8 protein-coding genes are annotated in these 14390 nt (G+C 48.8%); all 8 read left to right on the top strand.

Going from position 1 to position 14390, the window contains the following annotated elements; translation table 11 throughout:
- Positions 1-109 precede the first annotated feature (109 nt).
- Positions 110-3181: a SusC/RagA family TonB-linked outer membrane protein gene (locus IEV98_RS22520; RefSeq protein ID WP_188508301.1), complete on the top strand. Its 3072-nt coding sequence runs from the start codon at positions 110-112 to the stop codon at positions 3179-3181.
- A 25-nt stretch (positions 3182-3206) separates the two neighbouring features.
- Positions 3207-4925, top strand: a complete 1719-nt coding sequence (locus IEV98_RS22515) for a RagB/SusD family nutrient uptake outer membrane protein (RefSeq protein WP_188508300.1) — start codon at positions 3207-3209, stop codon at positions 4923-4925.
- An 18-nt stretch (positions 4926-4943) separates the two neighbouring features.
- Positions 4944-8072 carry a SusC/RagA family TonB-linked outer membrane protein gene (locus IEV98_RS22510; RefSeq protein WP_188508299.1) on the top strand — a complete coding sequence of 1043 codons (3129 nt, stop codon included), beginning with the start codon at positions 4944-4946 and terminating at the stop codon, positions 8070-8072.
- 18 nt (positions 8073-8090) lie between these two features.
- Positions 8091-9575 (top strand): RagB/SusD family nutrient uptake outer membrane protein, encoded by a 1485-nt coding sequence (locus IEV98_RS22505; RefSeq protein ID WP_188508298.1) that lies wholly within the window; start codon positions 8091-8093, stop codon positions 9573-9575.
- Between the two features lie 37 nt (positions 9576-9612).
- On the top strand, positions 9613-10971 hold the full coding sequence (locus tag IEV98_RS22500) for a DegT/DnrJ/EryC1/StrS family aminotransferase (RefSeq protein WP_188508297.1): 1359 nt from the start codon (positions 9613-9615) through the stop codon (positions 10969-10971).
- Positions 10972-10990: 19 nt separating this feature from the next.
- A complete protein-coding gene (locus IEV98_RS22495) occupies positions 10991-12298 on the top strand; it encodes a Kelch repeat-containing protein (protein ID WP_229738917.1) in 1308 nt (435 codons plus the stop codon).
- 61 nt (positions 12299-12359) lie between these two features.
- Positions 12360-13352 carry a Gfo/Idh/MocA family protein gene (locus IEV98_RS22490; RefSeq protein ID WP_188508296.1) on the top strand — a complete coding sequence of 331 codons (993 nt, stop codon included), beginning with the start codon at positions 12360-12362 and terminating at the stop codon, positions 13350-13352.
- A 22-nt stretch (positions 13353-13374) separates the two neighbouring features.
- Positions 13375-14382, top strand: coding sequence for a Gfo/Idh/MocA family protein (locus tag IEV98_RS22485; RefSeq protein ID WP_188508295.1), 1008 nt, complete (start codon positions 13375-13377; stop codon positions 14380-14382).
- Positions 14383-14390 lie beyond the last annotated feature (8 nt).

Below are 14390 nucleotides of genomic sequence, written 5' to 3'. Positions count from 1 at the left end.
TGGCAATGCCTGATGAATGACAGGTTGTAATAGGCTCCGCATCTTATGTAGCGGCAGGGGAGGATCATGCTTTGAATATCGCTTAATAGGCAACAAATCAAAAAGATATATGAAAAAAAGAAGCTGTTTCTTTGTGTTTTCCAATGTGTTTATTGCGAGTGTGTTTGGCTTTTCTGACCGAGTACCCATCGCGCCATGGCATGATTCGGCGACTATAACCATCGTTGCACCGCAGCAACTGTCTATTACCGGCATGGTATCTAATCGACAGGGTGAGCCACTGGAAGGCGTTAGTGTAAGTGTTAAAGGTTCTGACGTGGGCACCGCTACGGATGCTGCGGGAAAATTCATGCTCGTAGGGGTAGATGCGGATGCAATTTTGGTATTCCGAAGTATCGGATATCAAGAAAGTGAAAAAGCAGTGTCGGGCGATACGATCATCGATGTCATGCTGGAAGATGATATCGCCGGGTTGGACGAGGTGATTGTCGTGGGTTATGGAGTAGCGAAGAAAAGCGACCTAACGGGTGCGGTCTCCCGGATTTCCATGGAGGACCGGATGTTGCAGGCGAATACCAATATTACGCAGGCGCTTACCGGAGTTGCCGGAGTAAACGTAGACGCCAGAGGGGGTGCCAACAGTGATCCGTCGTTTTCTATCCGGGGGCAAACGTCCTTGTCAGCGAACGCAAAGCCGTTGATCGTCATCGACGGCATTATCTTTAACGGTTCGTTGGCCAGTATCAACATGAACGACGTGGAGCATATCGACATCCTCAAGGACGCATCGGCAGCTGCGGTTTACGGATCCCGGTCGGCCAATGGAGTGATCCTGATCACCACCAAGTCGGGAAAGAACCAGAAACCGACGGTTTCGTTTGATGCCTACGCTGGTTTTCAAGACATGACCAACAACCCCATGCGGGTGATGAACGCAGAGGAGTTTGCGTTGCGTTCGTTGGATTGGTACTGGCAGCAAGATGTCTATAATTGGTATCGTACCAATCCAACGAGCGCCGAAGGGCGACCCGCGAGGCCAGACGTCAACGATCGCGACGTGGTGGCGTCCTATCTGCCTACCTACGAAGAGCAACAGAACTATTTAAAAGGCAATGAAATCGATTGGGTGGATGAGGTGTTGCAAGTGGCACCGATGCAAAATTACAGTTTGAGCCTGCAAGGAGGAGCGGACCGGACTACATATTACATTTCGGGATCGCATTCTAATGTCGAAGGCATCCAGCTGAACGATCAATTCAAGCGGTACACACTCCGCAGCAATCTGGAAAGCAAGGTGAATGACTGGTTGACCCTCGGATTGAATACGTCCTATGCGTTTCAAGATAATTCAGGAACCCCAGCTAGCTTGGCAAATGCCCGGGTGGCGAGTCCCTTGGTCGACAACAAAATCGGACAACCGAATTACGACATTTACCTGGGCGGTGAACTTTATCAACCCTATCCACTGGTGTACCTCCAAATCGACAACAAAGATATCCGTAATGAACTTTTTGCGATTGGCCGTGCAGTTGTTGATGTGCCCTGGGTAGAGGGGCTGCGCTATGAATTTAACTATTCACAGACGTATTTCAACACCGAAGTCAATTCGTTCCATTCCAACCGTACTCCCCAAGGTTCGACCAATCGCGGATATGCAATTAAAGAACCGAAGGAAGAGCGAAACTGGATCCTGAATAACATCGTCACCTATATGCGTGATTTCGGAGACCATCAGATCAATTCCACGTTGCTGTTTAGCCGGGAAAACATTCGTGGGAGTGCCTCGAAATTGACCGCACAGGGGTTCAACAACGAATCATTGGGTTTTAATAACATGGGGATCGGTGAGATTGCCACCGTTGGGTCAGGGGCCTACGAAGAGAACAGCTTGGCGTACATGGCTCGTGTGAATTATACCTATAAGTCGCGCTATCTCTTAACCGCGACGGTGCGTAAAGACGGGTATTCCGGATTCGGTAAAGGCAACAAATGGGCAACGTTCCCTTCGATTTCCCTGGGATGGGTACCGTCTGAAGAAGCTTTTTTGAAGGATAAGGGACTGTACCTGAAAGTAAGGACTTCGTATGGTGTAAACGGCAACCAAGGAATTGGCCGCTATTCAAGCTTGTCGTCCATGGGGACCACCTATTATATATATGGCAGCAATACGGCGATTGGCCTCTTTCCGGAAACGTTGGGCAACCCCGATTTGAGTTGGGAAGAAACCACATCGTTCAATGCCGGTATAGACTTTGGGATATTGAGCAACCGGATCACCGGATCCATCAATGCCTACGATGCAAAGACCAAAAATGTATTGGTGAGACGGCAGCTACCCCCGGCGGCGGGCTATCCGAATATTTGGGCGAATATCGGGGGGCTCGCCAATAAGGGCCTCGAATTGGAGCTGAATACCGTGAACATTGACGGCGCAGAATTTAGCTGGAAGAGTAATTTTGTTTTTTCCATCAATCGGGATAAAATCAGCCGGCTGTATGGTTCAGGCGACGATGCGGACATTGGCAATGCTTGGTTTGTCGGCAAGCCGATCGAGGCACTTTATGACTACCAGATGGCTGGTGGCGTGTGGACAGAGGAGGAATTTTTCAACGGGAACGTACTGGCTGGTTGGTATCCGGGGCAATTCCGGTATGTAGATCAAAATCAGGATGGAAAGCTCGATCCGGACAACGACCGCACGGTCGTTGGCTATGAATCACCCAATTACCGATTTAGTCTTAACAATTCACTGTCCTATAAGAACTTTACCTTGTCTGTGTTCATTAACTCTATCCAAGGCGGAAACGGCTATTATTTAGCTAACAATGCGGAAATAGTCAATCCGCTTTATACCATGACGCATCGCAGGAATAATTCGGCGATCAATACCTATTGGTCGCCCGAGGCTCCGACGACCAACACGACAGGGATTTACAACAACCCCCAACGCCAAAGCGGAATCTATCAAAGCCGCAGCTTTATACGGTTACAGGATGTGTCGCTGGCCTATCGATTCGGCCAACCGTTATTGGATAAGCTGAAGCTGAACGATTGCCAGGTGTATGTATCCAGCAAGAATCCGTACGTCTGGACCAATTGGCAGGGATGGGATCCGGAAATCGGAGTGAGTGACACGCCGCTAATGCGAAACCTGGTATTCGGTGTCAGACTGAGTTTATAGCTATTTATACATTACGATAGTAATCATGAAAACGTATTTAACTGACTTTTTATCGAAATTTTTAAGCCCCGCGTTGGTGCTGTCGCTGGCATTGTCTTCGTGCAACGACAGCGTATTGGAGGAAGTCCCCTTGGATTTCTTTTCGCCTGACAACTCATTTACCACGGAGGCCGGGGCCTTGCAAGGGATCACGGCGCTACACGACCGGGTACGTACCGCATATTACAGTTATACCGAATTTGGAACGATGAATTGGGCAACGCACGGCTCGGACCTTGGGTTTAATGGCGAAATACCGGAAAGGGGAAGCCCGTACCTGAATTCTTACCGCGATATGACGCCGATTTGGAAACCGGTTGTCGACCATTGGACGGCCGGCTTTAAAATTATCCAATGGGCCAATGTGTTGATTGATCAGCTGGAAAAGTTGGATCCTTCGGTGTTTGCTGCGGGCGAAGAAGGGAAAAATGGTTATATCGGTGAAGCGCGCTTTTTCCGGGCATTTGCGTACCGAAACCTGGTTTCAACCTTTGGCGATATTCCGCTACTGGACCGTCCTGTGGAGACGGCTAAGGCAGACTTCGTCCGGGATCCGGTGTCGTCCGTTCTTAAATTGATGGAAGAAGATTTCAAGTTTGCAGCGACCTATTTACCCAAGCAAGGGCAAGAAGCGGCACCGGGGAGGATTACGCAGGGTGTGGCTTGGCATTACTTGGCAGAAACGTATTTGGAACAAGAAAATCCGGAATCGGCAGTTGAAGCGGCTTCGCAGGTGGTCGATGGCTACCATTACAAATTAATGACCGAGCGCTTTGGGAATCGGTTGGGTAACGATTACCTGGGATCCGGAGATGTATACTACGATCTATTCGGATATTCCAACCACAACCTTGCCAATAATACAGAGGCCATGTGGGTCATCCAGATCGAGCCTAACGTAACCGGAGGGAAACAAATTTCATCAGCTTATATTTACGGACCCCGCTATTTTGACATCGGACTTACACCTGATGGGAAGAAAGCCATTCTGGGGAACTTTTATAACGGAAACTATACCGGATATAACGATACACTGAGTAGACCAACAGGTAACGCAAGGGGTACCAATTTTGTCCACTATTACATGTGGGAGGGCGAATGGAACACTGATATCCGAAATGCGAAGCATAACATTAAGCGAGATTTCTATTTCGATAATCCGGAATCCACGTACGATGGCCATAAAATAGATTTCAGCTTGTATACGAATCCAAAAAGGTCAAACCTCATGTTGGATACCTGTAAAATCTTGTTTCCTACCTTCATGAAATTCCATGATCCGGGTAATTATTTCGTTGATCCCGGACGTTCTGGCGGCGGGGTTACCCATAAAGATTGGTATGCGCTTCGTTTCGCGGAAACGTTACTGCTTCGGGCCGAGGCTTATCTTGGTATCGGTAGACCTGATTTGGCTGCGGAAGATATCAATAAAGTGAGAAATCGTGCGCATGCAACGCCTGTATCCGCAGCAGAGGTTGATATCGATTACGTCTTGGATGAACGCGCGCGGGAATTGTACGGTGAGGAATGGCGGCTTATCGCGCTGCGCCGAACGGGAAAATTGATCGAACGGGTACAAAAATACAACGATAATCCCATGTGCCCGGGAGCAGACATTGAAGAACACAATGTATTGTGGCCCATCCCCCAGAGTCAGATCGATCTGAATATCGATGCTGATTTTCCACAAAATCCTGGGTATTAAAAAGCAAATCCAATAGTCATGAGAAAAGCACATTATTTCCTTTTATTGGCGAATCTAACTGCATACAGTGCCCTCGCTTTGGACGATCCGATTCGGACAAGCCGTGCGGATAATCAGGTAGTCAAAATCGAAAATGGATCGCAGCAAACGGTCTCGGGCACCGTCCGTGATGATACAGGTACTGCCCTAGAGGGGGTGAGCGTAACGGTAAAACGAACCGGATCGGGAGTAGCTACGGATGCCGCGGGAAAGTTTGCCCTGGAAGGAGTTGAGCCTACTGATGCCTTGGTTTTTCGAAGTATCGGATACCAGGATTTGGAGGTTGAGGTTGCCGGAAAGACCACTGTCGATGCGGTTATGGAAGCGGATGTAGCCGGCTTGGACGAGGTAGTGGTGGTGGGGTATGGAACACAGCGCAAGAGCTCGGTGACGGCCGCGATTTCCAAGGTGGAAAACAAAAATCTGGATCAGATTCCGGTTGGGCGCCCTGAGCTTGCGTTGGTTGGACGATTGGCCGGTGTCAACATTTCGAATACCCGGAGCAACCCCGGTTCGGCGCCGACTATCCGGGTACGAGGCTCCGGATCAATTTCTGCCAGCAATGATCCGCTAGTGGTGATCGATGGGTTTCCGGGAGGAAGTATGAGTAGCGTAAATATGAATGACGTTGCGTCTATCGAAGTCTTGAAAGACGCATCTTCTGCGGCCATTTATGGTTCGCGCGGTTCGGGTGGCGTTATTATTATCACCACAAAAAAGGGAACTGTCGGAAAGCCGCAACTCCAGTTGAATGCCTACGCTGGGGTCGCCGAGGCCTTGGGGCACGACGATTGGATTTCCGGCGACGAATTTCACGATTACGTGGCCCGTTATATGAATCGGGAATATGCATGGCAGGGTGGCGATGTATCGATTCCGCTTTGGGGTGACGATCGCAGGCCGCCCAATTTTCGGGTCAACCCTGTCATACGTGAAGGAAATTATATTTGGGAAGATATTCTGTTGCGCCCGGCGCCCATGCAAAACTACAGTTTGTCTGTGCGTGGAGGAACAGATAACGTGACGTATTATGTTTCCGGGACCTACCGTGATGAGCAAGGAACCTTATTGACAACGGGCTATAAGACCTATGCTTTTCGGGCCAATGTGGATGCGAAATTAGCACCCGGTATTAATGTAGGCATCATGGTAAGCCCCAATTGGGCGGATCGACGAACTTCACCCGTGACGATGGAGGCGATCGTAAAAACATCACCGTTTGTATCTCCCGAGCCTTATCCGGATGGAACGTATCCCCGGCCGCTAGACTATTGGGGTAACTCGGTATCGGGGCAAACAAGTCCACTGGCTACATTATATGGAACGTTCAATACCTCGTCGTCCATGAACAATGTCGGCGAGATGTACGCCGAAGCTCAGTTAGGAAAGGGTTTATCCATCCGGTCATCATTCGGTGCAAATATCACCTACGGTATTGCCGAAAATTTCCAATCGGCTTCCGCGACTTCCAATGGGCTTAACTCGGGGTCTGCACGTGATACCAGGTCCCTTAATCTACTTAACGAAAACGTATTGCGGTATACCAATGACTTTGGGGGTGACCACGATTTTAATGCCATTCTGGGTGCCTCTTTCCAAAAAGCAACTTCCCGCACGGCATTGCAGACTGCGGTAGCTGGAAGCTTCAATAACGAGACCATCCGTACACTCAACAATGCGATTATTGATCCTTCTCGATCGTATACCACCAAATCCAGATGGGGGCTTATTTCGTATTTCGGTCGTGTAAATTACGCGTACAAAGGGAAATATCTGGTATCCGCCTCGTTCCGAACGGATGGCAGCTCTCGATTCGGGCCGGATAATCGATGGGGGAATTTCCCGTCGGCATCCATCGCTTGGCGGGTTTCGCAGGAGGACTTTATGCAGGGGAACACGGTGATCAGTGAACTGAAGCCCCGGGTTAGTTATGGCGTAGTCGGTAATTTCAATATCGGCGATTTCAGCTACCTCGGCACGATCGATGATGTATACTACTCACCTGACGATGCACTGACTAAGGGATGGGCACAAAATGCCATCGGTAACGGCGGACTGCAATGGGAACGGACGGAAAGCTACAATATCGGACTGGATTTGGGGCTGTTTAATAACCGACTGACGATGGCGGCCGACTATTACCAGAAGAAGACGACTAATCTATTGTATGATGTTTCGGTGCCTGCTATTTCTGGTTTCCCGGCCGCGCTGGTGAACGTGGGAGATGTCCGTAACACCGGTTTTGAAGTTGAGTTGAACTCACAAAACCTAACAGGCGTCTTCAAATGGTCGACAGCGTTTAATTTTTCGCGAAATAAAAATGAAGTGGTCGACCTGGGTGGGGTGGATGAGGTCATCAATACCCATACGCGGGGAATGGCTTGGATTCTGCGGAAGGGGGAGCCGATGTTTTCTTTCTATGGATACAAATTAGCAGGCGTGTTGGTTGATGAAAATGATGTGGCCAACTCACCCATCATGGATGGGTCAAAACCAGGAAATACAAAATATGCCGATGTGAGCGGACCCGATGGTGTACCTGATGGGAAAATCACGCCGGATGATCGGGTGATCTTAGGTAGCTACCTGCCTACCATGACATTTGGTATGGTCAACGACTTCTCCTGGAAGAACTTCGACCTAAGTATCGCCATGCAATCCTCAGTCGGCGCCAAGGTTTATAACTTAGAAAACTTGTATTATCAGGGCGCAACGGTCAGTGCAATCAGGCGCTCGTTGGTAGAAAATCAATGGTGGTCAACAGCTGAACCAGGCAACGGCAAAGAACCGGCCACGGCGCTTAGCCAGTTAGCTTGGGTATCCAACAGCGATTACTACCTAGAGGATGCCTCTTTTCTTGCCATCCGCAATTTGAACCTCGGCTATACCGTGCCCCAATCTTTTTCAGAACGATATAAGATTAACAGTTTTCGCCTTTTTGCGTCCATCAGCAACTTGCTGATGATCACCAAAAAAGGATTCCATGGATATAATCCGGAAGGCTTTACAAGCGGCGAAATTGATGGCATTAAGAGTATGCCCGGGTTTAATAACGGCTCGGAACCGATCAATCGGGTATACACGTTTGGAGTGAATGTAATTTTTTAAACCCAGAACAAACGCATCATGACACGAACTATAGTGAAGCAATTGACCAAAGGCGTATTGTTGGCGATCTTATTGGCCTTTGGAGCCTGTAATAACATTTTGGAACTGACGCCGGATTCGGAATTGACCGAGGCTAACTTTTTTAAGACCGCGGCCGACATGGACGGCGCCGTATTGGGTATTTACAGCAACTATCAATCAAGGTTTCCACGCGATTGGACCATTTCCGAAATGTTATCGGACAATACCTATCGTACGGGATATTTTAACATTGGTGGTATCGACGAATTGAATAATTTATCGATTACGTCGGAGAATCCACTATTTGCCAGCTTCTGGCAAAGTGCTTACCAAGGTATCTTTCGAGCCAACTCAGTTATTTTCTATATAGATAATCCAACGGACTATGCAGAAAACCAGCAAGCACAGCTCACTGGCGAAGCGCTCTTTATGCGCTCGTTGCTTTATTTTAATTTGGTGAGGGTATTTGGAGGTGTTCCATTGGTCACATCCAAACTTACGGTGGAAGAAACTTATGGCGTGCCACGGTCGTCCGAGCCGCAAGTGTATCAACAGATTACTGAAGATCTGAAGCAGGCGATCGACCTGCTGCCAATGAAGGCAGCTATAGCCGGAGGCCGGGCTAGCAAGGAGGCCGCGGTCTCGTTACTGGCCAAAGTGTATGTTTATCTGAAGGAATGGGATGAAGCGAAGACCTATTTGGATATGGTCGAGGGATTTAACTTTCAACTGGAACCCGAATTCAAGTCGCTTTGGTCGATCAGTTCGGAAAATAATGAAGAGGTCATTTTTGCAATGAAATACCTCGACGGCGAAAATGGACAGCCGCTTTCGACGGACTTTCTGCCTTATTTTGGAGTAACGGGTATATCGTCGCGTGGTAATGAAAATATTTTCCCTACATGGAGTTTATACAAGTTGTATGATGACGGAGACAGCCGGAAAGATGAGACCATTACACCCTATTGGAAATCGCCGAATAGTCCCCCTGCCGACCCAGCGGTATGGTATCCGTTTGTGAGCAAATTTGCGGTCCAGCATACGCCTAATTCCAGCGGATTGGATTTGCCTGTGTTACGGTATGCAGATATGGTCCTGCTGAAAGCTGAAGTATTATATTACCTTAGTCAACCGGATTTAGCGCTGGTCGAACTCAATCGAGTCAGGGAGCGCGCTTTTGGAAATGAGGGACACCATTATACCTCGGCTGATATCGCAAGCGAAGCTGCGTTCTTGGACAAGCTCTTGCTAGAACGCCGATTGGAGTTTGCCTTTGAGAATGAGCGGTGGTTTGATTTGGTTCGGACCGGACGTTACATGACCGAATTGAAGTCGGTAGAACGGTATTATAATCCATCAGACGGCTCCGTTCAGACCGTGCAATTAAATCCGCAGGAACACCATCGGTACATGCCGATTCCGCGGAGCCAGATTGATCTGGTGGGACCGGATGTGCTGCAGCAAAATGAAGGATACAATTAACGAGTCACTAACTATATGAGAAGGAGGATGGTGTATTATGGATATTTCTAGAAGGAAGTTTATTGTCAGCAGTTCTGTATTAGGCGCCGGAATGGTCGCCTCACCGATGGTTTTCGGTAAGCGGGTTTCGGTAGCCGGCAAGCCTGCCATTTTGGGCGGCGAACCAATGCTCGCCCAAAAGGTGTGGCCGAAATGGCCGAGATGGAATCCAGCCACGGATGAAAAGCACGTCGTTGAGGTGCTGCGAAGCGGCGTATGGTCGCGTGCAAAGGTGACCCAGCGTTTCGAAGAGAAGTGGGCGAAAACCATTGGCACGAACCGATGTTTGACGGTAGTCAACGGTACGAACGCCTTGATTACGGCGCTGACTAATTTCGGCGTGGGGCCAGGTGATGAGGTTATCCTTCCACCATACACGTTTATAGCAGTGCCCTTGGCTGTGCTTGCCGTTGGGGCAATGCCCATATTTGCAGACGTAGAACTGAAAACATTTCAACTGGATCCCGATCAGGTAGCACAAAAAATCACACAGCGAACAAAGGCGATCCTTGCGGTCCACATCGCTGGTGTATCGGTCGATATGGATCGGATTATGGCATTAGCCAAAGAGCGAAACCTGATTGTGATCGAGGATGCCTGTCAGGCGCACTTGGCGGAATACGGCGGTAAACGGTTGGGTTCGATCGGCCATGCAGGATGTTTCAGTTTTCAGAACTCGAAGAACCTACCCATCGGGGAAGGGGGGGCGGTTGTGAGCAACAACGGTGATTTTATGGATCGATGCTATTCCTATCACAATCTGGGTTTGCCATACGGATCAATGGTTGGTATTGTATCCGCGAGCAGTGTCTTGGCGGGCACAAAAATCAGGCTCACCGAATACCAGGCAGCCATTGGTTTGGCCTTGCTGGAACGCTTGGACGAGGAGACCATAATACGTGATGAGAATGCCCAGTACTTAAGCAGTATGTTGAGTGACGTGCCGGGGATCTATCCGATGGAATTGTACGAAAAGGCGAACAAGGGTGCATACCACTTATATCCATTCCGCTACGTTGAAGCCGAATTTGGTGGGTTATCAAGGGAACAGTTCATGAAAGCGCTGCGCGCGGAAGGGGTTCCCTGCAGCAGCGGTTACGCGGTGCTAACCGACCAACCCTACCTAAAAGACGCATTTGATTCTCCGCTATACCAACATGTATACCCCAAAGAGCAGTTGGATTTTGATGCGTATGTGGTTGCAAACCGTTGTCCGAATAACGAGACATTGTGTAAAGAACAAGCCGTTTGGTTTACCCAAAACCTCTTATTGGGCCCGAAAGCAGACATGGAATTGATTGCGACTGCCATAACGCGGATACATCAGCATGCCGCGCAAGTGGCGGATATTAAGTAGAAACGAAGAACGATACGTAATGATGATAACGACGGACCGTACCGAGAAGCAGGGAGGACTAATTGCGCGAAAATATTATTCGGGATTCCCATACGCACACGATACCTATAATGCGATATCACGGGCGAGTGACGGTAAAATTTATTACATTCTTTCGTCAGAGCGGATGGATGAGGGAGGTAAAATGTATGTTTATGACCCCAAAACGGATGAAACCACATTTTTAGCGGATCTTACAGCTATATGTGGTGAAGCCGGACAGCACGCGGTGGCACAGGGAAAATCGCATGCCCGTTTTTATGAATACGAAGGCAAGCTTTACTTCAGCACCCATGTTGGCTACTACCAGCTGATCGGTGGCATGGATAGGATGGCTGAAAATCTGCCGGAGGGCATACTACCCTATCCGGGGGGACACTTTTTAGCCTTCGACCCCAATACGGGAATATTTGAGGATCTGATCACCGTGCCCGGCGGGGAAGGATTGGTGGCGATGAACATGGATGTCAATCGCGGTCAACTCTTCGGGATCACCTGGCCAACGGGGCAGTTTGTTCATTATGATGTGAAGAACAAGAAACTACACACATTACGGCCAACTTCAGAACGCGGAGAAGCGGGCGAACCCGGTGTTGATTTCAGGACGCTTTGCCGTTCATTGCTGATTAACCCCATCGACGGAAACGTCTATTATACAGTAGCCGAAGGCCACATCTTTTGTTATAGCCCGACTAGCCAGTCACTTCAGAAGCTCGAAGTGGACTTAAAGCTCGACTATTTTGGCCGTTATGACCCGAAGATGCCGGGAAGTATGGGCTATAACTGGCGCAAGATTTTCTGGTATGCGCCGGAGCAGGTCGCCTATGGCATACATGGGAATTCAGGCTACTTATTCCGTTTCGATCCCGATAAGCAGACGATCGAACTTGTTCAGCGATTGACGTCTCAATCGTCCCAGCAAAGCGGGATGTTTGACCAATTCAGCTATGGATATTTGGGATTCCAGCTTGGGCCTGATGCGGAAACGATTTATTACTTGACAGGAGGACCCGTTTATGAACAGGGCAAACGAATTAAAGGGCAGGACCATATCGCAAAAGGCGCGGCCAAGGGAATCGAGAACCTGCATCTTATCACGTATAATATCCGCAATGGATTATACATTGATCATGGCCCGGTTTTTTATACGGATGGAACTAGGCCTTCTTACGTGAATGCGATTGCAGTGGGAAGCGATGGATTCGTGTATACATTGGCCAGGTTTAATCATGAAGGAAAGGAAATATCAGATTTGATAAAGATTCCAGATCCATTAGTTAATCGCTGATAATCAGAGTTTAATCGATTTTTAACGAAATATCAGCATGGACAACCATAAATATATAATCATGGATAGAAGAAAATTCATAAGGAATGCATCGCTGGCTGCCGCCGGAATTGGAATAGGGGTCAATGCGGCAAAAGCAGTTAACAGGCAGTCGACGGCACCAGGCAAGCGTGTTGGCATCATTGGACTGGATACGTCGCATAGCATGGCATTTACAAAGGGATTGAATGACCCTTCAAGCGCATTAAGCAATTCGGGTTACCGGGTTACCGCCGCTTATCCTTATGGTAGCACGATTGAAATCAGTACGAGCCGCATCCCCGGCTACATCAAGGAGATCCAACCGTATGGAGTGAAGATTGTCGAATCCATTACTGCCCTGTTGGCTGAGGTCGACTATGTATTATTGGAGACCAACGACGGCAACCCGAGGTTGGCGCAGGCTACCGAAGTCATCGAGGCCGGCAAACCTATGTTTATTGATAAGCCTGTTGCGGCCTCATTGGAAGATGTTCAGAAGATCTATAGTTTGGCGGAAAGGCGGCAAGTTCCTATTTTCTCCACGTCATCGTTGCGATACATGAGCACTATTCAGGATGCTATCAACGGCAAGATAGGAAAGATCCTAGGTGCCGATACCTACAGCCCTGCCACCTTGGAACCCCATCATCCGGATTTATTTTGGTATGGAATTCATGGTGTGGAGTCGCTGATTGCTTTGATGGGAGTGGGTTGCAAAGAGATCAGGCGTATGCACACGGAAGGTACGGATGTCGTAGTAGGTAATTGGGCAGACGGCCGTATCGGTATATTCCGGGGCACGCGTACAGGCAAGCACACGTATGGTGGCACCGCCTATGGAGAAAAGGGTGATCTGACATTGGGTCCCTACAACGGTTATGATACATTATTAAGTAAGATTATCACTTTTTTCGATACGGGGAAGTCTCCGGTGGATGCCAATGAAACACTGGAGATTTACCGGTTTATGGCGGCAGCCGATTTGAGCAAAGCTCGTGGCGGAGCTAACGTGGCATTGTCAGAGGTGGGCTAGAAACGCTTAATTGTTGAATATCATGGAAGTAAACCGAAGAAGATTTTTAAAGGGCCTGACGGCAATGGGAATTGGATTGTCCGCCGTATCCATCGCTAAATTGGGCGTTTCACGCGAGGCATTCCAAGGCAAACGTGTAGGGATCATCGGCTTGGATACGTCACATAGTGTAGCGTTTACAAAAGCAATGAACGCTCCCGGAGCAGATACCAAGCTAAAGGGATATAAAGTAGTGGCTGCATATCCCTATGGAAGTAAAACGATTGAAAGCAGTGCGAAGCGTATTCCGGGATATGTGGAGGAGGTAAAGAATTTTGGGGTAATGATTACGGACTCTATCACGGCACTGCTTGAGCAGGTAGATGTCGTACTGCTGGAAACCAACGATGGCCGACTTCACTTGGAGCAGGTCCTGCCCGTATTTAAAGCTGGAAAACGTGTATTTATAGACAAACCGATTGCAGCGAGTCTGGCTGATACGAAAGCGATTTTTGCAGCGGCAAGGCAATATAACGTACCTACTTTCTCATCGTCTTCCTTGAGATATATCGAAAATATTCCCAACCTCGCTTCAGGAAAGGCAATCGGGGCCATTACTGGCGTAGATGCGTTTGCACCTGCAACATTGGAATCTACACACCCCGACCTGTTCTGGTATGGCATACACGGTGTTGAGCTATTATATGCACTATTGGGAACCGGCTGTAATGAGGTTCGGCGTGTATACGGCGAAGGTACGGACATCGTAGTCGGTACCTGGTCCGATGGCCGTGTAGGCATTTTCCGTGGTATACGGCAGGGAAAAGGCGGGTTTGGTGGTATGGCGTATGGAACGGATGGGCAGCAGGCGCTCGGTACATATGGCGGATACCTTCCGTTGCTTTACCGTGTCGTTGAATTCTTTGACACGGGCTCGGTTCCAGTCAGTCCGGAAGAAACCACCGAATTGGTGGCGTTTATGGAAGCGGCTGATGAAAGTAAACGGCGGGGTGGGGCGGCAGTAAGTATAAAAGAACTATTAAAAGTTTAATTCGGGTA

Origin of the sequence: Parapedobacter pyrenivorans (genome assembly GCF_014636865.1) — a bacterium.
GTDB classification, from domain to species: domain Bacteria; phylum Bacteroidota; class Bacteroidia; order Sphingobacteriales; family Sphingobacteriaceae; genus Parapedobacter; species Parapedobacter pyrenivorans.
Note: the sequence above shows the minus strand (reverse complement) of the source record. Positions and strands in the feature narration are given on the sequence as shown.

Coding starts and splice junctions, on each gene's coding strand:
- IEV98_RS22505 (WP_188508298.1), top strand. CDS start 8,091: ATGACACGAACTATAGTGAAGCAATTGACCAAAGGCGTATTGTTGGCG.
- IEV98_RS22495 (WP_229738917.1), top strand. CDS start 10,991: ATGATGATAACGACGGACCGTACCGAGAAGCAGGGAGGACTAATTGCG.
- IEV98_RS22485 (WP_188508295.1), top strand. CDS start 13,375: ATGGAAGTAAACCGAAGAAGATTTTTAAAGGGCCTGACGGCAATGGGA.
- IEV98_RS22520 (WP_188508301.1), top strand. CDS start 110: ATGAAAAAAAGAAGCTGTTTCTTTGTGTTTTCCAATGTGTTTATTGCG.
- IEV98_RS22500 (WP_188508297.1), top strand. CDS start 9,613: ATGGATATTTCTAGAAGGAAGTTTATTGTCAGCAGTTCTGTATTAGGC.
- IEV98_RS22515 (WP_188508300.1), top strand. CDS start 3,207: ATGAAAACGTATTTAACTGACTTTTTATCGAAATTTTTAAGCCCCGCG.
- IEV98_RS22510 (WP_188508299.1), top strand. CDS start 4,944: ATGAGAAAAGCACATTATTTCCTTTTATTGGCGAATCTAACTGCATAC.
- IEV98_RS22490 (WP_188508296.1), top strand. CDS start 12,360: ATGGATAGAAGAAAATTCATAAGGAATGCATCGCTGGCTGCCGCCGGA.